Annotated in this window: 25 protein-coding genes; 20 read left to right on the top strand and 5 right to left on the bottom strand. The window is 47.7% G+C overall.

Annotation, left to right across the window (positions count from 1 at the left end; translation table 11 throughout):
• Positions 1 to 22: 22 nt before the first annotated feature.
• On the top strand, positions 23 to 1,465 hold the full coding sequence (locus tag BUC22_RS02830) for an alanine/glycine:cation symporter family protein (protein WP_013379686.1): 1,443 nt from the start codon (positions 23 to 25) through the stop codon (positions 1,463 to 1,465).
• Between the two features lie 106 nt (positions 1,466 to 1,571).
• Here BUC22_RS02830 and BUC22_RS02825 read toward each other — a convergent pair whose 3' ends face one another.
• Complete coding sequence (locus BUC22_RS02825; RefSeq protein WP_013379687.1) at positions 1,572 to 1,784, bottom strand: hypothetical protein; 213 nt, start codon at positions 1,782 to 1,784, stop codon at positions 1,572 to 1,574.
• A 221-nt stretch (positions 1,785 to 2,005) separates the two neighbouring features.
• Between BUC22_RS02825 and BUC22_RS02820 the strand changes: the two genes are divergently transcribed.
• The 6 genes from BUC22_RS02820 (at position 2,006) to BUC22_RS02795 (ending at position 5,026) form a co-directional block, all read left to right on the top strand.
• Positions 2,006 to 2,584, top strand: coding sequence for a DUF5714 domain-containing protein (locus BUC22_RS02820; RefSeq protein WP_013379688.1), 579 nt, complete (start codon positions 2,006 to 2,008; stop codon positions 2,582 to 2,584).
• Positions 2,585 to 2,593: 9 nt separating this feature from the next.
• Complete coding sequence (locus BUC22_RS02815; RefSeq protein ID WP_013379689.1) at positions 2,594 to 2,887, top strand: lipoyl domain-containing protein; 294 nt, start codon at positions 2,594 to 2,596, stop codon at positions 2,885 to 2,887.
• A complete protein-coding gene (locus BUC22_RS02810; protein ID WP_013379690.1) occupies positions 2,888 to 3,637 on the top strand; it encodes a tetratricopeptide repeat protein in 750 nt (249 codons plus the stop codon). It abuts the gene before it with no gap.
• A gap of 256 nt (positions 3,638 to 3,893) precedes the next feature.
• Positions 3,894 to 4,094, top strand: a complete 201-nt coding sequence (locus BUC22_RS02805) for a cold-shock protein (protein ID WP_013379692.1) — start codon at positions 3,894 to 3,896, stop codon at positions 4,092 to 4,094.
• A gap of 129 nt (positions 4,095 to 4,223) precedes the next feature.
• Positions 4,224 to 4,736, top strand: a complete 513-nt coding sequence (locus BUC22_RS02800; protein WP_013379694.1) for a flavin reductase family protein — start codon at positions 4,224 to 4,226, stop codon at positions 4,734 to 4,736.
• Positions 4,737 to 4,837: 101 nt separating this feature from the next.
• Entirely contained in the window at positions 4,838 to 5,026 is a 189-nt protein-coding gene (locus BUC22_RS02795) for a ferredoxin (RefSeq protein WP_013379695.1), read from the top strand.
• 96 nt (positions 5,027 to 5,122) lie between these two features.
• Here the strand turns inward: BUC22_RS02795 and BUC22_RS02790 are convergent, their stop codons facing one another.
• A complete protein-coding gene (locus BUC22_RS02790; protein WP_013379696.1) occupies positions 5,123 to 5,782 on the bottom strand; it encodes a DUF1638 domain-containing protein in 660 nt (219 codons plus the stop codon).
• A 156-nt stretch (positions 5,783 to 5,938) separates the two neighbouring features.
• Here BUC22_RS02790 and BUC22_RS02785 point away from each other — a divergent pair, with 156 nt between their 5' ends.
• The 7 genes from BUC22_RS02785 (at position 5,939) to BUC22_RS02755 (ending at position 11,987) form a co-directional block, all read left to right on the top strand.
• Entirely contained in the window at positions 5,939 to 6,292 is a 354-nt protein-coding gene (locus tag BUC22_RS02785) for a hypothetical protein (protein WP_041689838.1), read from the top strand.
• Between the two features lie 59 nt (positions 6,293 to 6,351).
• Positions 6,352 to 6,795 (top strand): hypothetical protein, encoded by a 444-nt coding sequence (locus BUC22_RS02780; protein ID WP_013379698.1) that lies wholly within the window; start codon positions 6,352 to 6,354, stop codon positions 6,793 to 6,795.
• A 176-nt stretch (positions 6,796 to 6,971) separates the two neighbouring features.
• On the top strand, positions 6,972 to 7,247 hold the full coding sequence (locus BUC22_RS02775) for a LysR family transcriptional regulator (protein ID WP_081474280.1): 276 nt from the start codon (positions 6,972 to 6,974) through the stop codon (positions 7,245 to 7,247).
• 154 nt (positions 7,248 to 7,401) lie between these two features.
• Positions 7,402 to 7,920 (top strand): hypothetical protein, encoded by a 519-nt coding sequence (locus tag BUC22_RS02770; protein WP_013379700.1) that lies wholly within the window; start codon positions 7,402 to 7,404, stop codon positions 7,918 to 7,920.
• 403 nt (positions 7,921 to 8,323) lie between these two features.
• Positions 8,324 to 9,613, top strand: a complete 1,290-nt coding sequence (locus BUC22_RS02765; protein WP_041689839.1) for a putative bifunctional diguanylate cyclase/phosphodiesterase — start codon at positions 8,324 to 8,326, stop codon at positions 9,611 to 9,613.
• A gap of 207 nt (positions 9,614 to 9,820) precedes the next feature.
• Positions 9,821 to 11,269: a GntR family transcriptional regulator gene (locus tag BUC22_RS02760; protein ID WP_073382313.1), complete on the top strand. Its 1,449-nt coding sequence runs from the start codon at positions 9,821 to 9,823 to the stop codon at positions 11,267 to 11,269.
• 139 nt (positions 11,270 to 11,408) lie between these two features.
• Positions 11,409 to 11,987, top strand: a complete 579-nt coding sequence (locus BUC22_RS02755; protein WP_013379704.1) for a TetR/AcrR family transcriptional regulator — start codon at positions 11,409 to 11,411, stop codon at positions 11,985 to 11,987.
• Positions 11,988 to 12,046: 59 nt separating this feature from the next.
• On the opposite strand, the gene BUC22_RS02750 is transcribed toward BUC22_RS02755, so the two are convergent.
• The 3 genes from BUC22_RS02750 to BUC22_RS02740 form a co-directional block, all read right to left on the bottom strand.
• Positions 12,047 to 12,892, bottom strand: a complete 846-nt coding sequence (locus tag BUC22_RS02750) for a DegV family protein (protein WP_013379705.1) — start codon at positions 12,890 to 12,892, stop codon at positions 12,047 to 12,049.
• Between the two features lie 189 nt (positions 12,893 to 13,081).
• Positions 13,082 to 13,876, bottom strand: coding sequence for an ABC transporter permease (locus BUC22_RS02745; RefSeq protein WP_013379706.1), 795 nt, complete (start codon positions 13,874 to 13,876; stop codon positions 13,082 to 13,084).
• Positions 13,869 to 14,504 carry an ABC transporter ATP-binding protein gene (locus BUC22_RS02740; protein ID WP_041690123.1) on the bottom strand — a complete coding sequence of 212 codons (636 nt, stop codon included), beginning with the start codon at positions 14,502 to 14,504 and terminating at the stop codon, positions 13,869 to 13,871. The genes BUC22_RS02745 and BUC22_RS02740 overlap by 8 nt, the downstream gene beginning before the upstream one ends.
• Positions 14,505 to 14,648: 144 nt before the next feature.
• On the opposite strand from BUC22_RS02740, the gene BUC22_RS02735 reads away from it, so the two are divergent.
• From BUC22_RS02735 to BUC22_RS02710, 6 genes are all read left to right on the top strand, one after another.
• Positions 14,649 to 14,966 (top strand): carboxymuconolactone decarboxylase family protein, encoded by a 318-nt coding sequence (locus BUC22_RS02735; RefSeq protein WP_013379708.1) that lies wholly within the window; start codon positions 14,649 to 14,651, stop codon positions 14,964 to 14,966.
• Between the two features lie 117 nt (positions 14,967 to 15,083).
• Positions 15,084 to 16,214, top strand: coding sequence for a dTDP-4-amino-4,6-dideoxygalactose transaminase (gene rffA, locus BUC22_RS02730; protein WP_013379709.1), 1,131 nt, complete (start codon positions 15,084 to 15,086; stop codon positions 16,212 to 16,214).
• A 20-nt stretch (positions 16,215 to 16,234) separates the two neighbouring features.
• Positions 16,235 to 17,365 (top strand): ATP-grasp domain-containing protein, encoded by a 1,131-nt coding sequence (locus BUC22_RS02725; RefSeq protein ID WP_013379710.1) that lies wholly within the window; start codon positions 16,235 to 16,237, stop codon positions 17,363 to 17,365.
• A complete protein-coding gene (locus BUC22_RS02720; RefSeq protein WP_013379711.1) occupies positions 17,355 to 18,320 on the top strand; it encodes a glycosyltransferase family 2 protein in 966 nt (321 codons plus the stop codon). The genes BUC22_RS02725 and BUC22_RS02720 overlap by 11 nt, the downstream gene beginning before the upstream one ends.
• Complete coding sequence (locus tag BUC22_RS02715) at positions 18,301 to 18,648, top strand: EamA family transporter (RefSeq protein WP_013379712.1); 348 nt, start codon at positions 18,301 to 18,303, stop codon at positions 18,646 to 18,648. The genes BUC22_RS02720 and BUC22_RS02715 overlap by 20 nt, the downstream gene beginning before the upstream one ends.
• A complete protein-coding gene (locus BUC22_RS02710) occupies positions 18,641 to 18,988 on the top strand; it encodes an EamA family transporter (protein ID WP_013379713.1) in 348 nt (115 codons plus the stop codon). Before BUC22_RS02715 ends, BUC22_RS02710 begins: the two co-directional genes overlap by 8 nt.
• Positions 18,989 to 18,998: the final 10 nt, after the last annotated feature.

Below are 18,998 nucleotides of genomic sequence, written 5' to 3'. Positions count from 1 at the left end.
ATATTAAGAAGGAGGAACAAAAATGTTTCAACAATTCACTGATTTTCTGGTATGGGTGGATGATAAGGTTTGGGGAATTCCGCTCATTGTCTTGATTTTGGCAGTCGGTATTTACCTGACCTGCCGCCTGCATATTTTACAGATTCGTCACTTACCAAAAGCGCTTAAGTTTATGGTTAAAAATGAAGAAGACGGGACCGGTGAGGTCACTAGCTTCGGCGCTTTGTGCACGGCTTTATCGGCCACCATCGGCACAGGCAATATCGTCGGTGTGGCAACGGCTCTTGTTGCTGGCGGCCCCGGCGCGCTGTTCTGGATGTGGATCGCGGCCTTCTTTGGGATGGCCACCAAATATGCCGAGGGCGTTTTAGCCATCAAGTACCGTGTTATTGAGGAGGACGGCCATGTGCTGGGAGGCCCTTTTTATTACATTGAACGCGGTATGGGGGTAAAATGGCGCTGGCTGGGTAAAATTTTCGCTTTCTTCGGGGCAGGAGTCGGCCTTTTGGGCATCGGTACCTTTACGCAGGTTAATGGGATTGCCTCCGCGGTCAACGGTTTTTTTGACCCGAACAATGCCTGGACGGTCAGTCTTTTTGGCTCGGATTACTCCTGGACTGTTGTGATCAGCGGTTTGATTTTAACGCTTTGTGTGGGGCTGGTGGTTATTGGAGGGATCAAACGTATTGCGCGGGTTTCTGAAATTATTGTACCTTTTATGGCGATTGCCTATTTTCTGTGCTGTCTTTTGATTCTGATCATGAACTTTAAAGCCATTCCGGCCGCGCTGCTCGAAATTATTCAGAGTGCCTTCGGCATGCGCGCAGTAACCGGCGGGGCGATCGGGGCCATTATCGTGGCCATGCAGAAGGGGATTGCCCGAGGTATATTCTCAAACGAAGCGGGTTTGGGGAGCGCCCCCATTGCGGCGGCGGCCGCTCAGACCAAGGAGCCTGCCCGTCAGGGGCTGGTCTCCATGACAGGAACCTTTATTGATACAATTATCATCTGTACCATGACAGGGCTCAGCATTGTCATCACCGGAGCCTGGGACATCGGACTTGAGGGAGTAGCGGTTACGACCCATGCCTTTCAAACAGGCCTGCCCTTCGCGCCGCAGGTCAGCTCTTTTCTCTTGATGGCCTGCCTGGTATTCTTTGCCTTTACCACGATTCTGGGGTGGAATTATTACGGCGAACGCTGCCTGGAATATCTGGCCAATGGAAGAAGCGCAGCGGTGACAACCTATCGCTGGCTGTATATTCTGGCTGTTTTTATCGGTCCGTTTATGACGGTTTCAGCAGTATGGACCATTGCGGATATCTTTAACGCTTTGATGGCGCTGCCGAATCTGATCGCCATCATTGCCCTCAGCGGTGTGGTGGTTGCGGAAACCAGAGCGTATTTTAACCGGGCAGAGGCGTTAAACCCCATGGGGCTTAACACAGACCCGGAAGAAGTCTGAAAGGATCTTTAACCCTCTTTTAATATTCTTTGCAGTCTGGCAAGCGGTTGCGGGGAACCTGTATAAAAAAACTCCTGAAGTTTTGCACTTCAGGAGTTTTTTCTGTTTATTTTTTCACTTTTGCGCCAAATTGAACTTCGTCTGCGCGTTCCTGTTCTTCGCTGGAAAGTGGCTTATCTTCCTTTTCATTCACCTTAGCACCGAAAAATACCTCGTCATCGCGTTCCTGTTCCTTGGTTTTTTCACCGGTTCTTGCCGGATCATCCTTTACATCCGCACCAAACATAATTTCATCGTTACGTTCTTTTTCATTACTCATCGTTAGCATCTCCTTTGCTTGTTATGTTTTTCTATGTATACTCTATACCCTTATTGAGGTATAATCAACACGATATCCAAAATTTTATTTTATTTTATGAAATTTTACTGGTATATCCACGCTGTTTTTAAGACTTTATTAAAAGTCCCCTTGACGCGTTCTGGGAGACTTATTATAATAGAAATAACATTGGATTTAGTCTAATAATGAGGAGTGAAGAAATGGAACCATGTTTTGATGGCTATGCCTATATTACGGAGGAATGTCTCGGCGCTTTTAGGATGGGCAAGCCCATTGTGCCGGCCAGGCTGGCGGTCCAGATTATGAGGCATCCGGAATTTCCCATGCATTATCCTTATCACCATTATCTGGTACCAGCGGTTATGTTGACTGCAGTGTACCGGCTCCAGGGTGAAACGGAGGAGGCTCTTGGCGCAGCCCTGGAGGAAGCAAAAAAACGGGCGCTCAATGTCCTTAAGGGCTTTTGCGGCCTGTACGGCGACTGTGGCGCAGCTGTGGGGCTGGGGATTTTTATGAGCATTCTGACAGGTACCACACCGCATTCGGAGGAAACCTGGGCCATGACCAACCGGATTACTGCCGGCAGCCTGATGAAGATTGCGGAAATAGACGGTCCGCGCTGCTGCAAGCGCAATTGCTTTCTGGCATTACAGTATGCGGTGCCTTTTTTAAAGGAGACGTTAGACATTACGCTTGAGGCTCCGGAAGAAATTGAGTGCACCTTCAGTACTGTGAATGAAGACTGCAAAGGGGATGCCTGCCCCTTTTTCAGGATGTGAGGTGCGAAGATGAAAATCCCGATATTGATCGGCCACCGGGCAGCGCCTGTCGTCAAGGATGAGAATGCCTGTGAATGTAAGAAAGAACCAGTGCTCATGACATATAAAAAGGCTGTGATCTACTGGCAAAAACAAGCCGGAGCGTCCGTAGCCCAGGGGGAGCTGGTGGCAGAGGGCGAGATTGAAAAGCAGAGCATCGCTGTGACTGCGCCTGCAGGCGGCGTTCTCAGTGAGATCTGTGTGGCGGAAGGACAAAAAGCCGGGGTGGACACACCTCTGGGCTATGTTGAAAGTGAGGTATAAATGGAGCAGGAAACCCTGGAACTGCTGACGGGACTAGCCGAAGCTGGTGATGCGGAGGCCATGGAGCAGGCAGCGGATTATTATTTTTATAAAACCAATAAGCAAAAGCTGAGTAAAGAGACCTTTGACCGTATCTGGTCATGGTATCACACACTGGCAGAGCAGGGAAACGGACACGCCATGGCAGTGATCGGCGCCATGTACTATGAGGGGGTTAATATAAAGCAGGACTATACCAGAGCGCGGCAATGGTATGAAAGAGCTGCCGCTGCCGGTGATGTCTGGGGTATTAACAACCTGGGCTACTGTTACTATTACGGCCGTGAAGTGGATGTGGATGACCAGAAGGCCTGGAATTATTTCGGGCGCGCAGCAGCCCTGGGCAATCACTGCGGTATGTATAAAATCGGCGATATGTACTACCACGGCAGGTATGTGGACCAGAGCTTTAAAAAAGCGGTGTACTGGTATCGGAGAGCCATCAGCTTAATTGACGAGGACTGTCCTGAATATCCAAACATTGCGGCCCGGATTGGGCACTGTGCTTTAAAGGGAGAGGGTATGGAAAAGGATGTGCTGCACGCCCTGAAGTGGCTTCAGGCAGCAGAGTACGGCTGTTACCAGTTTCTGCTCAGGGGGGACGCCTTTGCGCACCTTTCCTTTCCGGGTGTCAAGGAGGATCTGGCAGAGGCACGCGCTCTGCTTGAGACCGCCATCGCCGGCACGCGTTCGGTGGTGCAGTATACCTGATATTGAAAGCCGCTGTCTGGCACCTTTCAGACAGTGGCTTTTATTTAAAAAGCTTAAAAGAAAAAGTTTTTCTTTGGGGGATTGACAGAATGCGTAAAAGAGGATATAATAAGTCTCGTATTCAAGGAAGTATCAATTGATTTCACATATTTTTGCAAGTCATTTTGGTTTTACTTTTCGAAATGATTTACAAAAATATGTGTTTTTTTATTTATATGTTCCTGGAATGAAGTTTTAATTTAGGAGGTACCGTAAAATGAATAAAGGTACAGTAAAATGGTTTAACAGCGAAAAAGGTTTTGGATTTATCTCTAGAGAAGAAGGCGATGATGTATTCGTACATTTCTCCGCTATTACAGGCGATGGCTTCAAAACTTTAAATGAAGGTCAGGAAGTTACCTTTGATACAGAAGAAGGTCCAAGAGGCTTACAGGCTAAAAACGTTAGTGTTGCTTAATTTAAATTAAGCCGAAAACAGCCAGAACGGCATTTGCTGATCTGGCTGTTTTTATTTTTTGATACGGGTATACTTTTTAAACCAGAAGGTTTATAATGATTAATAATTTTAACAAAGGAGTGATACACCATGTCTGATTATAAAAAAATAACAACTGAAGATTTATCCCTGAACCCATTTAAGCGCATCGCGAAAGATTGGATGCTGATCACCGCTGAAAAGGATGGAAAAGCCAATACAATGACCGCGGGCTGGGGGGGCCTGGGGGTAATGTGGGGAAAGGATGTCGCTTTTATTGTCATCCGTGAAAGCCGTTTTACAAAAGAATTTGTGGATGGCTCAGAGTATTTTTCACTGACCTTTTTTGATGAAGGCTATAAAAAGGAACTGGGCTATCTGGGCTCTGTCTCAGGACGGGATGAGGATAAAATTGCTAAAAGCGGCCTGACGCTGGCGCCGGATGATGCCCCGTACTTTAAAGAGGGAAATCTCGCTCTGATCTGCAAAAAGCTTTACGCCACGGACATGGGGCCGGAGGGCTTTACCATTGGGCCGGAGCTTGATGAAAAATGGTATGCCGATAGGGATTACCACACCCTGTATGTGGGAGAAATTGAAAAGGCTTATATTAAAGAGCAGTGACTTGCGGAGATCATGAAATTTTCTGAAAAGCCAGTTTGACAACGCCTTAAAAGGGTAATTACTTATTGTCAGTTGAATTGATTCAGAAAGGATTGAATGTTATGAATGTAAGTATTGATGAAAGCGGCTGCATCGGCTGCGGATTATGTACACAGGTTTGTCCTGAGGTTTTTGAAATGGGTGATTCCGGCGTAGCCGAAGTCATTATGGAAGAAGTCCCGGAAAATCTGGAGGACAGTGTCCAGGAAGCCGCAGACAGCTGCCCGGTAGAAGTGATCACAGTAGAATAAACAGGAAAGGACCGGGAAATCTACCGGTCCTTTCCTGAGGGTTCGCAGGCCTCCGGCCCGGCATCCGCTGCCGGCGCCGGAGGATTTTTGTGTTTTTCATAAAGTAAGGGACTTAAAATCCTCCAGGGTTGTCTGCTGTCCTGGAGGGATAACGCAGAAATTTTTTGTCCAGTTCCCTGTCAGCAGCTGTTCCAGAATGGTCAGGCTGCCCTTGCCCTCGATGAGCTCAAGCTCTGTAAGGGCTGAAAACGCGTCAAGCTCCTCCTGCACCTCTGATATATCGTAGGAGCCTGTTTGGATCATCATCATGTAGGTGTAATTTTTAAAAAGCACCCGCATGATTTTTTTTGACTGTTCTTTTCCATAGCGTTTAAGCTGGTAGTTCAGGTCCTTTGTCACAGGGCACTCTCCCCGAAGCCAGCCCTTTGTCAGAAAATAGGTGTTACTTCGTATTTCATCCAGGGCTGAGTTATCGTTCAGGAGCATATCAATACAATCGCCAAAACGGGGAATCACCATAGCAGCGCCAGGGCATTCAATGCCCACAAGGCCGTTACCGCAGTTACCGTAACCGAGTAAAACCTGGTCGAGGTCTGTTATGGAGCCTAAAACTTCCTGCAGGGCTTCTCTCAGGCGGTCCGGTGCGTTATGAAGTGAGTTTCCCATCCAGTGAACCGGTATTTCCAGCTGATGTGAATCCATGACCTTTTGGATTTCATCCTTCAGGGTTTCGCACGCAATTAACAATTGCCCCATTGGTGTAATGCCTCCTATCCGCATGTAAACATTTAACAGTCTGTATATTATAACATACTTTAAGACATTTGTGTGTCCTTTATGAACTAAAATGTATCTTGTTAACGTGAACCAGGCAGTGCTATAATGAAAAAAACACTTCTTTTGGAGGCAGAGATGAATTTTAATGATGGTTATTTTTTGAACAATTTTCACAAAGCAAGATTTAAGGATATGGCCCGCCGCAATGGCAGGGTGTACCAGGCGCCGGGATACCTGGTCAGCGCTTATATTTTCAGTTCAACCCCTGAGCTGATGGCCAGAACCGAGCCCTGCATGAACGATTCAGCCATTGACTTCGCCAAAATTCTGAACGGAGGGCTGGGCAGTGAGGAAAAGATTCTCGTTCAGTTTGCCGCCAACTTTTATGATCCGTCAAGGTATGAAAGCCCGTCGGTTTCAGCGTTAATCAACGAGCTCTCAGGTGAAAGCTATACCGTTATGCTGAATATTTTTAAAATGTTCAATTAGTTTAAATAAGAAAGAAACAGGGTATATCAGAAGCAGTATTAATGAAAAGGAGAGAAGCTATGAAACGAAAATCCTTTGTTTTAGTGCTGCTTTTGACTGCTCTTTTATTTTTGGGGGCAGGGTGTAGCATGACACAGCCTTCTGGTGAAAGCCCGTCTGCCCCTGACAGCAGAACCCAGGAAATGGATGAGGAAGCCTCAAACGACAGTACAATCAATGAATTCAAACGCGAAACCTCGGAAATCTCGCAGAAAGTGGACACGGTGGTGCCCATTGAAAATGATATGAATGAAAAAACTCAGCAGTTCAACGAGATTATGCAGAGAATCAACACCCTGGATCAAAAAATTGACAATTATGAAAACCAGATAGAAGCAGACTATCAAAACCAGAAGCTTTCTGAGAGGGATTATAAGGTCGCCAAAATGGATATTGAAAAGGCGGATGATGACCTTGGGGCTGTAAAGGAAAATCTGGAAAACAAGTTTGCGATGGATGATTGATTATAACAAAATAAGCCAGAGAAGATGCATAGAGCTACATTCTCTGGCGTTTTTATTGAAAATAAAGAATAAACGTTGTGAAAAGTTTCTATTTTTATATCTTTTTTTGACATTATCTCTAGAATTTTGTATAATTGTATCAATACATTCAAGAAATTATTGAAAGGCCGGAAAAAATGAATCTTAATCATCTATATTACTTTAAAACTCTGGCTGGATTGGAACATTATGCGAAGGCTGCCAAAGAGCTTAACATCAGTCAGCCAAGCTTGAGCTATGCGATTGCGGGACTGGAGAAAGAGCTCGGCGTTCCTCTGTTCAGGAAAAAAGGCAGAAATGTGGTACTGACCAGTTATGGGAAGGCTTTTGAAGAGTATGTCACCATTGCTATTGCCCAATTGGAGGACGGTGTCCGCTTTATCCAAAATATGGACGGAGAGGAAAAGGCATAGTCGGAAAAGATACAAACAGGATATTTAAAAAGGCAAGAGCAGCACAAGCTGTTCTTTTTTTGTGCATTATGGCCAGGTGGCAGTGCATTAAGGATGATTTTCAGCAAGTGATAAGGGTATATGATAGATATGTCTTACATTGGAGGTTAAACAAATGGAATCACTTGATTATTATAGCACCAGTAATACTTTAAATACTTTTATGACCGCCCTTTTTGGCGCAGCCGCCGGCGTGGTGGCTGTTATCTCTGCTCTGATCGGTATTGCGCTTTACCTGCTTTTAGCATATGCTTATTACCGAATGGCAAAAAACAGGGAGCTGCCCCATGCCTGGACCGCCTGGATCCCCATCGCGCAGCTTTATCTGCTGGGGATGCTCATAAACCGGCGCGTTTATTTTGGCAGCGCTAAAATTTCCAACGCCCATGTTCTGCTGCCCATCGGCTTTATTCTGGTACCGGCAGTCGCCTTTATTCCGATTATAGGATACCTTTACGGGGTTGCCTACACGATCTATGCTTTTGCGGCACACTACCGGCTATACCGCCTTTATGGCACATCCAACCAGGCGCTGGTGTTTCTGATTTTAAGTATTATTTTCCCGGTGACAGAACCCTTTTTCGTCTTTGCGTTAAGAAATAAGCCGTCGGTTGAGTATCAGACATATTTTTAAAATAAGGATAGCTGTAATTAGATGTTTTTAAATATTACCAAAAACAAAATCAATAATTATAGTATTTAGGTAAAAGAATCATATCACAGTGTAAATAGTGATATGATTTTTTTATTTTGAGATTGCACTGTAAAAGAAAATCCTGTATAATATAGCTGCTTGGATTATAAGGATAAAAGATAGCGCTGTTTTAGAGCGAGGACTGTAATCCGGGCATAAAGTCTGCTATTCTCGAGAGACTCCCTCTCTGCTTGAATAGACATTTACATTCCTGCACAGGGGCGGCCCTGTGCGACGGGTGGAGGAGCGCGCCAATTTCCTCCATTTACTCTTCTTTGAGACAGCGCTTATGCTGTCTCTCTCTTAATATCAGCAAATGCTGGCTTTTATGAAGGAGCAAAAAATGACTGCTCAAATATATAAGACAGACTGTCTGCCGGAAAAGGAGCAAAAGAAGGAGCTTTTTATCCGGCATCTTGGAGAAATCCTGAAGGAAAAAAGAACAGAAGCGGTTTTAACCGCCATGGATATTCATAATTTTAAATTGGTGAATGAAATCTGGGGCATGCGCAATGGCAGCCGTCTGCTGTCAATTATTGTTGACCAGTCACTAAAAGTCCTGGGCAGAGGGGAGAGCATTTCGCGCTTTTTCAAGGACCGTTTTTACCTGCTGATGCTGGGACCGGTTAATGCCATAAAAGAAAGACTGGAGTCAATGAGGCAGCAGATCGAAGCGGAATTTGTACGCTGTATTGGTTATCCCTATTCGTTAGTGGTGAGCCTTGGGCTCTGTGAGTATAACGAAGATATGGAAAGCGGTGACGACTGGCTCATACGGGCAAATTATGCTCTGGAAAGCGCTGAGCGGCCTGTGGGTGACGGCTTCGCGGTTTATGATAACGCCATGCGGAAAAACCTTCAGGAAGTTCGCAAGATTGAAAAGCGGATGCAGTTTGGTATTGAAAATAACGAATTCAGAATATATCTTCAGCCGCAGTTTGAACTGGCAACGGGACGCCTGTCCGGTGCTGAAGCCCTGGTCCGCTGGATCAATCCCGAGGCTGGGCCAATCAGCTGTCCGGATCAGTTTATTCCATTGTTTGAAAAGAACGGTTTTATCAGAAAACTGGACTTCTATATGATGGAGCAGGCCTGCCGGGTGCTAAGCGTCTGGAAAAAGCAGGCCCTGGAACCAGTACCCATTGCGGTAAATATTTCAAGACGACATATCGGGGAACCGGGACTGGCGGACAGGCTGCTTGAGATTTGCAAAGTCAACAGTGTGCCGCCCGAATACATTGAGATTGAACTCACCGAGACCTTTGAGCTTTCAGAAAATGAAACGCTCATGAAAGCGCTGAGCGCGCTGAAAAAAGCCGGATTTTCACTGGCTTTGGACGATTTCGGTAAGGAGAACACTTCCATAAGCCTGCTCAGGGAGGCCTGCTTTGATGTGATTAAATTTGACAGATCGTTTCTGGCTGGCTGTATAGAGGATGAGCGTGCCCGGAACCTTTTGGATTCGATGCTGAAGATGGTTAAGAACCTTGGAATCAAGACACATGTGGAGGGCATTGAATGCCGGGAAGAGGAAGCTTTATTAAAAAAATACCAGTGTGACCGGGTACAGGGGTTTTATTATGCAAAGCCCATGCCCGCAGATATGCTGACAAACTATTTGCCAAAAACATAAGCGGGGCTTGTGTTTTTTAACTCCAACAAAACAGGAAAAGCACAAATAAACGGGGGTATCGTAGCTGTGTGTTCTGCTTTGTGGGAGTTTTTTTATTGCAGAAAAAAGGTTTTATAAATAATATTTTTAATATTGTAGGCTTTTTAGAACGATTATGGTATAATCAAGGCTGTTAAATGTGTGTAATCTGGAACCGGAGGACAGAGTATGAGTGAATTAGCCACCCAGAATTTGGCAACCTATGTTTATGAAAACCTGCTGCTTAGAATCATGACGGGAATACTGAAAAAAGGCGATGTTCTGCCGTCCAGAAAGCAGCTGGCTGAAGAATATAATGTCGCAGAGATTACCATCCGCACAGCGGTCCAGATGCTGGCACTCAACAGTTTGGTGAGCACCTCTCAGGGAAAGGGAACGGTTGTGACCTTTGATATGGAGCATGACGACAACTCGCAGTTTTACTGGAACTTTATGTCTAAACGGGTTGGCTCCATCGTGGATGTGATGCGGGCCACATCGCTGTTTTTTTCGGATATTATGATTTACGCGGCCTTAAACTGCGGCCCCGAAGACATTGTCCGGTTTAAACAGCTTTACGCAGATTATCAGGAAGCCTGCGGCAGAAACATTGTCGTTTGCTTCAGCCGTTTTTGGGAGGAGCTTCTGGAAACCCTGAAAAACCCCCTGATCAAAGAGCTTTATCAGCAGATGGTTCAGTTTACCGGCCTGTTTTCCATTATTTTTGAAGAAAAAATGATGATGGACTTTAAAGTGTGGTCTCTGCCTTACCTGCAGGTCTTTTTTCAGGGAATGGAGGAAGGCAGCCTGGATAAGCTGCGGCAGGGGCTGGGCGCAGTATTTGGAGACAGCGAGTTTGTGGCGTATTCCGAAAAGTATAATGACAGGCTGGGGGCAGAGGAACAGGTGCCATTTTACTGGTTTATCAGCAGCGAACGCCACAACCTGACGAACTCCATCATTAATGTTATCCTGAAACGTATTGAAATTGGAGAATACCAGATAGGCGATTCCATTCCGTCCCTCAATGCGATCCGGGAGGAATTCCAGGTTTCGGTTAAAACGGCCCGAAACGCCCTCGGCAGCCTGGAGGAGACCGGTATGGTGGAGCGCTCCCAGGGGAAAAAGGCGGTTGTCATCAAGCGTGAGGCCATCCGGATCGACAAAGAAAAAATACCGGTCCAGCAGATGCAGAACGACCTGAAAAACCTGCTGGATGCCCGCGCTGCGTTCCTGCTTACCCATAAGACCTTTGTCCGTGAGGCGTTAAAGGGAAAACGGAGGAACAAAGGGCCGGAGCAGCAGGAAAGCCGGCTGAAAACAGTGACCTACCATTCGCCGATCCCTCTGTTTAATGAAATGATCCTCCAGATGGAATCTCCAACGCTGCGGCATATTTACATGCAGCTGGAAAACATCATGATTAAGGGCAGCCATTACAGACAGACTGCCGAATATGATTACAGCAGCCGTGTCAGCACTATTATGGAAAACTATGAAAGGGCGCTCAACGCTTACCTTGAGGAGGATGAAGACGCCCTGGAAAAAAGCCTGTACGCGGTTATCCGCATACAATACGATATTACCGTAGACTATTGCCGCAGGATGGGCGTTCCGGCAGAACCTGTTATTACCTAAGCCAAAAAGGGATTTGCTGGTCTTAAACAGGAGAAAAACTTTTGTTGAAGCCTGACAAAAATCTACGCATGCTTTACTTGACGAACGAAGGGATAAAACATATAATTAAAAGTGACACGTATGTCGTTTTGGAGGTTTTATGAGTACACTGAAGGCTGATATGAAGCGGAATTATATTTTAGACAAGGCGCGGGATGTTTTTATCCAGAAGGGTTTTGCCGCCGTTACCATGAAGGACATTGTGGAGGCCTGCGACATCAGCCGGGGTGGACTATACCGCTATTACGGATCGACCCGGGAGATTTTTCTGGCGTTGTTCCAGCGTGACGCCAAAGAGGAGCTGGAGCGTGTAGAGGTGGCGATTTGGGAGGAAATGTCTGCCAGAGACATTCTTTTTTCCTATATGAAGCGGCAGAAATGTGCCTTTGAGCAGGAGAGAACGACCTTATCCAACGCTGCTTATGAGTTCTTTCTTGAAAACCCCGATGACCGGGTGATCTTTCAGTGGCAGTTTGACGGTATCTCCGAAATGCTGCGGGAAATTTTGGAGTATGGGGTTCGAAAGGGCGAGTTTGTTTTGCCTGACACCGCGGCCTTTGCAAGACATCTGGCTCTTTTTATCAACAGCATGCAGCTTTCATTGCCCCTGTTAAACTTTCCGGGTCCGCGAATTGAGGAGCAGTTCGGATTGCTTTTAAGACCGATTTTAGCCAGTTAAACAATAAAAAATCCCCAGCCGGGTTCTTTGATTCGGTTGGGGATTTTTAGGTTACAGGCTTATTTCGCTTTTAAAAAGACAAGGATGACCGCCCCGGGGCCGGTGTGCGTTCCGATGACACAGCCTACCGGATGCATTTCGATTTTGCCCAGATGGTGGTCGCGGATGGCCTGGGCTTTAAAGTCCATAACCTGCTCCTTGTCCCGGGTATAGCCAAGATAGACGGGCACGTTAGGGTCAAGCCCCTGAGCCTTGGCAATCTGTTCAGAAAGGATTTTGTTGCCGTTTTTTAAGCCGCGGGCCTTTGCCAGCATTTCGAGACTGCCCTGGTTCAGGGTAACGATGGGTTTGATCCGCAGCAGGGAACCCATGGTGGCCGCGCCTTTTCCAAGGCGGCCGCCCTTTTGCAGGTATTCCAGGGTATCGACCATGGCCAGCAGCACCAGGCGGTGGCGGGCTTCGTCGAGGACAGAGACGATCTCATCGGCTGTTTTACCCTCAGCCCGCATGTTTACGGCATATTCAACCAGCAGGCGCAGGCCCATGCTGGCGTTTAAGGTGTCGATGATGTGAATGCGGTCGTACTCCGCCATATTTTTGGCCAGGGTTGCGCTCTGAACTGTTCCGCTGATTTTGCTGGACAGCAGCAGGACAATGACGTCGTCGCCGGCCTTTTTAGCTTCCTCAAAATAAGGGAGGAACTGCGTGGGAGTTGGCTGTGAGGTGGTCGGAAGCGTTTTTGAGCTTTCAAGGATTGGGTAAAATTCCTCAATGCTGATATCTACCCCTTCATCGTATTGGTTATCACCTACGATAACTTTAAGCGGGACAATGGAGACATCCAGCTTTTTAGCCTCCTCCTGTGAGATATCGGAAGTTGAGTCGGTAATAATTTTTATGGACATGGATAATTCCTCTCTGTTTTTCATTTGAAATTTAAAATAACTTTAACTTAAAACTAATAATATTTATAATTCTATCAAAGAATGCTTAAATGTCAAGGAGTTTTCAAAAGTTTTCATTTTCCTAAAGTAAAAGAGCCACAGCCAAAGACTGGCTGCGGCGGTAAGCTGGCAGAAGATTAAAGGGAGAGGCTACTGCTGGCTGCTGATAAACTGGGCATCTTTGGTAAAAAAGGTTTTATAGCCCAGGGTGACAAACAGAACCACGGTGATGGCTGTGCAGCCCAGAATAGCCAGCATAATGCCGATCTGGTATTTGATGGCAGTCAGGGGAAAGGTCCCGGAAAGGATCTGCCCGGTCATCATGCCCGGCAGGGAGACAATGCCCATGGTCAGCATATTGTTCATGGTGGGAAGAATAGCACTGTCAAAGGCCTCGTTGACGATATCCCGGGTTGCGGCCTTGGGAGTGGCGCCCAGCATGAGGGCGCTTTCAATCTGGTCGTGCCTTTCAAGCATGGCGCTGCACAGCTTGTTGGCCCCCAGGGCGATACCCGTCATGGCATTACCGACAATCATGCCTGAGATGGGAATAATGTACTGAGGGTTGAACCAGGGGGTAACATGCAGCACTGCCAGCATGAAAATAATGGCCGTGACGCCATAGCCGGCCACCATCGATACGGCGATGAGCTGCCTGAGCTTTTTGTTCATGAGTGTTTTCACACGTTTTAAAGCATTAAAGATGGCAAATCCAACCATGACGGAGAGCATGAGCAGCGTCAGCCACCAGCTGGGATTTTCAAAAACATACATTAAAATATAGCCCATCACCGTGAGCTGGAGGGTCATGCGGGTGGTGGCAATGAGGATCATCTTTTCACGTTTGATGCCTCTTGCCTTAAAGATGACCAGCAGCAGGAGCACAAAGGTATAGGCGATGGCGAGATTAAAAATGGAAAGGTCCATAACGGTGCTGTTATTCATGGGCGTAGCCTCCTGTCCGTCCGTTTTCGATGCGGATGGTCCCCTCGGGATAAAGGCCGGAGACCTCCTCGGAGTGGGTAACCATGATGAGCGCTTTCTTTTCGCGCGTCACAAAATCGGCCAGATTGGTGATGATAAAACGCTCCGTTTCCTTATCCAGCGCTGCCGAGGGTTCGTCAAGCAGATAAACCTCCGCGTCCATGAGCATGACGCGTGCCAGACAGAGGCGCTGTTTTTCACCGCCTGAAAGGCTTAGACAGGGATCATCCAAGGGTTTATTTAGCTTCACTTGCTCGAGGGCGTTTAGCAGGCGGTCCCTGGACGCGGGCAGCTTCTCAGAAAAACGGAGGCCGATCTGTAAATTTTCTTCCAGGTCGCCGTTGTAAATTACAGGAGTCTGCCCGAGCATGACCACCTCGCGGCGCAGGGACACAGCCGGGATTTCGGCGAGATCGCTGCCGTTGTAGGTAATGGCGCCGCTGTCGGGGGTATACAGCTTGTTTAAATGCTTGAGCAGTGTGGTTTTTCCACTGCCCGAGGAGCCGATGATACAGGTGATGGGACGGTCAATGGTCAGAGCCTCAATATCCAGAATATTTTTAAATTTCAGATTACAGATTTCAAACACAGCTTTTTCCTTTTTTATTTTTATTTTAGCACATTTTGCCATCCGGGAGTAGCCCAAAAGGGAAGGCACGCTTTTAAAAGGTGTGGGATAAACTAAAGAAAGCCAGCGTAAAATGATCTTAATACTAAAAAAGGAGCGATATTAATGAAAGTAACCACAGGATTTCAGATGTTTATGGAAGAATCGGGTGAGGTAGGCAAAGCCTATTCACAGCTTGTTCAGGCAATGGCCCAAAACAGCGCGTTGGATAAAAAGACCCACGCATTGGCCTATATCTCCGCGCTGGCGGCCGCGCAAATGACAGGCGGCCTGGCTTTTCATGTGATGATGGCAAAGAAGGTGGGGGCAAGCAGAGACGAAGTCAGGGACGCTGTGCTGGTGGGGCTGCCGGCAGTAGGGCTTGCAGTGCTTGACGCTTTAGAGGTGGCACTTAACGCCTATGATGAAACAGAGACAGCATAGTTTAAGGAAATAATTAAAAAGATCTGAATTTCAGATCTTTTTTTGTGTTGAATTTGACCCGCCTTTTTATATGACGTATAATAGGTAGCGTGAGAAATAAACGAACGAGGCGACAATATGATTACATTTAATAAACCGCCCTTTATGGGGGATGAATTCAAATATATTAAGGAGGCAATCGACAATAAGCAGATCAGCGGTGACGGTGCCTTTACGGCCAGATGCAAGGCCTGGCTGGAAAAAAGCTGTAATGCGCAGGAGGTGCTGCTGACAACCTCCTGTACCCACGCCCTTGAGATGGCAGCACTGCTCTTGCAGATACAGCCGGGCGACGAGATCATCATGCCTGCCTATACCTTTGTATCCACTGCCGATGCTTTTGTTCTGCGGGGGGCACGCATTGTTTTTGTGGATATCCGGCCGGATACTCTGAATATTGATGAAAAACAGATTGAAGCTGCGATCACCCCTAAAACCCGCGCCATTGTCCCAGTGCATTATGCCGGTGTTTCCTGCGAGATGGACACTATAAACGGCATCGCAGCTGCTCATGGCCTTAAGGTGGTTGAGGACGCTGCCCAGGGAGTGATGGCCTCTTACAAAGGAAAAGCCCTTGGCACCCTCGGCGATTTTGGCTGCTTCAGCTTTCATGAGACCAAAAACTACAGCATGGGCGAGGGCGGCGCCATTGTGATCAATGATCTGAAATATAAAGAAGAGGCTGAAATCATCCGGGAAAAGGGGACCAACCGAAGCCGTTTTTTCCGGGGGGAGATTGATAAATATACCTGGGTGAACCATGGTTCATCCTATCTTCCGAGCGATATGAACGCCGCCTATCTTTGGGCACAGCTGGAGCACGCGGATGAAATCAACAATGACCGGCTGGCCAGCTGGGATTACTATCATGAATTGCTCCTGCCCCTTGCCCGGAGAGAACAGATTGAGCTGCCCTTTATTCCTGAGGAATGCACGCACAACGCCCACATGTTTTATATCAAGGCCCGGGATCTTGAGGAGAGGACCGCGCTCATGGCTCACATGAAGGAAGCCGGCATCCAGGCGATTTTTCATTATATTCCCCTGCACACCGCGCCGGAGGGCCTCAGGGTTGGCCGTTTCAGCGGCGAGGACCGCTATACGACCAGGGAAAGTGAACGGATTGTGCGGCTGCCGATGTACTATGGGCTGGCGAGGGAAGACCAGAACCGGGTGGCCAGTGCCATCGAAGACTTTTATCGGGTGTGAACGTGAAGGAGAATGGATTGATGAAGGAGAAAATTGCAATAATCGGAGCCAGCGAGTTTCAGAATCCGCTGATTCTGAGGGCAAAGGAAAAGGGCTATGAGTCCCATGTTTTTGCCTGGGAGGCAGGGGATATCGGTGAGGAAACAGCCGATGTCTTTCACCCTGTCAGCATTGTCGATAAGGAAAAGATTCTGGAAATCTGCAGAGCCGAGGGGATTGCGGGGATCTGCTCCATCGGCTCGGACCTGGCGTCTCTGACGGTCAGCTATGTGGCTGAAGCGCTGGGGCTAAGGGGAAATTCCATGGCATCTGCTGAGCTCAGCACCAACAAGTATGCCATGCGCTGCGCCTTTAAGGCTGCGGATGACCCGATCCCTGGATTTATGGAAGGCGATGCGACCACCCGTCCGCAGGATGTGGCGCTTACGTACCCACTGATTGTAAAACCCACGGACCGGTCCGGAAGCCGGGGGGTTACGAAGATCGAGGGACCGGATGGGCTGGAAGCCGCCATTCATAAAGCCCTTGAGGATTCCTTTGAAAAAAAGGTGATGATTGAGGAATTTGTGGAGGGCAAGGAGTACAGCGTGGAGTGTATCTCCTATGAGGGGATACATGTTTTTCTTGCGCTGACGGAAAAAAGAACCACCGGCGCGCCTAATTTTATTGAAAAGGGCCATTTACAGCCAGCTGAAGTCACACCCGCCCTGCGCAACCAGATCATCACCATTGTCAAGAAAGCTCTGGACACCCTTCAAATAAGATTCGGAGCGTCCCATTCAGAAATCATTATCCAGAAAAACGGAGTTATCCGCATTGTGGAGATTGGCGGACGAATGGGAGGAGACTGTATTGGCTCACATCTGGTGCCATTGTCAACAGGCTATGACTTTGTGGGCATGGTCATTGACATTGCCTGCGGGAAGGTGCCGGATTTTTCAATTATACACGAGCCTTCCCCGGTCGAAATCCGTTTTATTTTCGGTCCGGAGGATCTGGCAGACTACGAAGCCATGAAAGAGGCGGCAGAGGATCGGATTGTGTGTACCTCTCTGCCGGAAAAGCTGGATGATCATCCGGTTACAGACAGCTCCAGCCGCTACGGCTTTTATATTTTTGAAAAGGAAAGGATGGGGGCGGATGTCGATTAGCGAAAAATTATCCTTTGTCATTCCCTGCTACCGTTCAGAGGATACCATAGAGGCTGTGGTGCGGGATATTGATGAGACTGTCAGGCAGCGTCCTGGCTATGATTATGAGGTTATTCTGGTCAATGACTGCTCGCCGGACAATACCTATGAGGTGTTAATGCGCCTGGCAGATATAAACCCAAGAGTGCGGGTCGTTAACCTGGCCCGGAATTTTGGGCAGGCGTCAGCCATTATGGCAGGTTATCACTATGTGACCGGCGATCTGGTCATCAACCTGGATGACGATGGACAGACCGATCCCAGAGAATTCTATAAGCTGGTGGACCGGGTGCACGAGGGCGACGATGTGGTTTACGCCAAATATCCGGAAAAAAAGCACAGCGCTTTTCGGAATTTTGGCTCCAGGGTCAATGATATGATGGCAGACGCGCTGATCGGAAAGCCCAGGCATCTGGTTTTTACCAGTTATTTCTGCGCCAGACGCTTTGTCATCGACGAGGTGCTGCGGTATGACAAGCCTTTTCCTTATATTGACGGGCTGCTCATGCGTGTTACCAAGCGGGTGAGCGCTGTTGAGATTCCCCACAGGGAGCGGGAGTCCGGGGAGTCCGGTTATACCATCGGCAAGCTTTTTTCACTGTGGCTGGATGGCTTTACAGCTTTTTCAGTCAAGCCCCTCCGGATCGCTACGATTTTAGGTTTCTTGATCGCCATAATAGGTTTTGTATACGGCGTTTACACAATAGTTCTGCAATTTATTGAGCCCAGTGAGGTCACGGGATGGGCGTCGCTGATGGCGGCTACGGTTTTTCTGGGCGGTATGATCATGGTGATGCTGGGACTTGTGGGCGAGTACATCGGCCGTATTTATATCAGCCAGAACAACGCGCCGCAGTATGTGGTGCGGAACACACTGAATATTGAGGACGGGAAAAATGGAAAAGATACGCGCTAAGGATTTTGTTTTTCTCCACGCCCTCCTGCTGGTTTACTCCTTCTCCTCGGTTTGCTCAAAGGCGGCCGCGGCTCAGGCGTTTCTGTCATTTCAGTTTTTTCTTTATTATGGTCTGGTGCTGGTGATACTGGCGGTTTACGCGCTGCTGTGGCAGCAGGTGCTTAAGCGGATGCCGCTGACGGTGGCCTTTGCGAACAAAGCGGTTGTGATCATCTGGGGCATTGTCTGGGGCATGCTCTTTTTTGGTGAGACGCTTCGGATTTCCATGGTAGTGGGGTCTGTTATTATTATCGCGGGCATTTATCTGGTGGTGAGTGACGATGAATAATATGCTTTTTTATACCATCCTGTTTCTGGTTTCGGTGTTCATATCCTCCATTTCCCAGATCATTCTGAAAAAAAGCGCGGAGGTTAAGTACGCGAGTGTTATCCGGGAGTATTTAAACCCCATGGTCATTACGGCATACACCATTTTCCTGGCGTCCACCCTGCTGACAACCTTTGCCTATAAAGGTGTGCCGCTTTCGCTGGGGCCGGTCCTTGAGGCGACAGGCTATATCTATGTGGCGGTGCTGGGAACACTCATTTTAAAGGAAAAACTCAGCCGGAGAAAGATCATCGGCAATGTGCTGATTATTGCGGGGATTATGGTTTTTGCGCTGTTTTAAGCGAGGAGGT

Origin of the sequence: Eubacterium callanderi (assembly GCF_900142645.1) — a bacterium.
GTDB classification, from domain to species: domain Bacteria; phylum Bacillota; class Clostridia; order Eubacteriales; family Eubacteriaceae; genus Eubacterium; species Eubacterium callanderi.
Note: the sequence above shows the minus strand (reverse complement) of the source record. Positions and strands in the feature narration are given on the sequence as shown.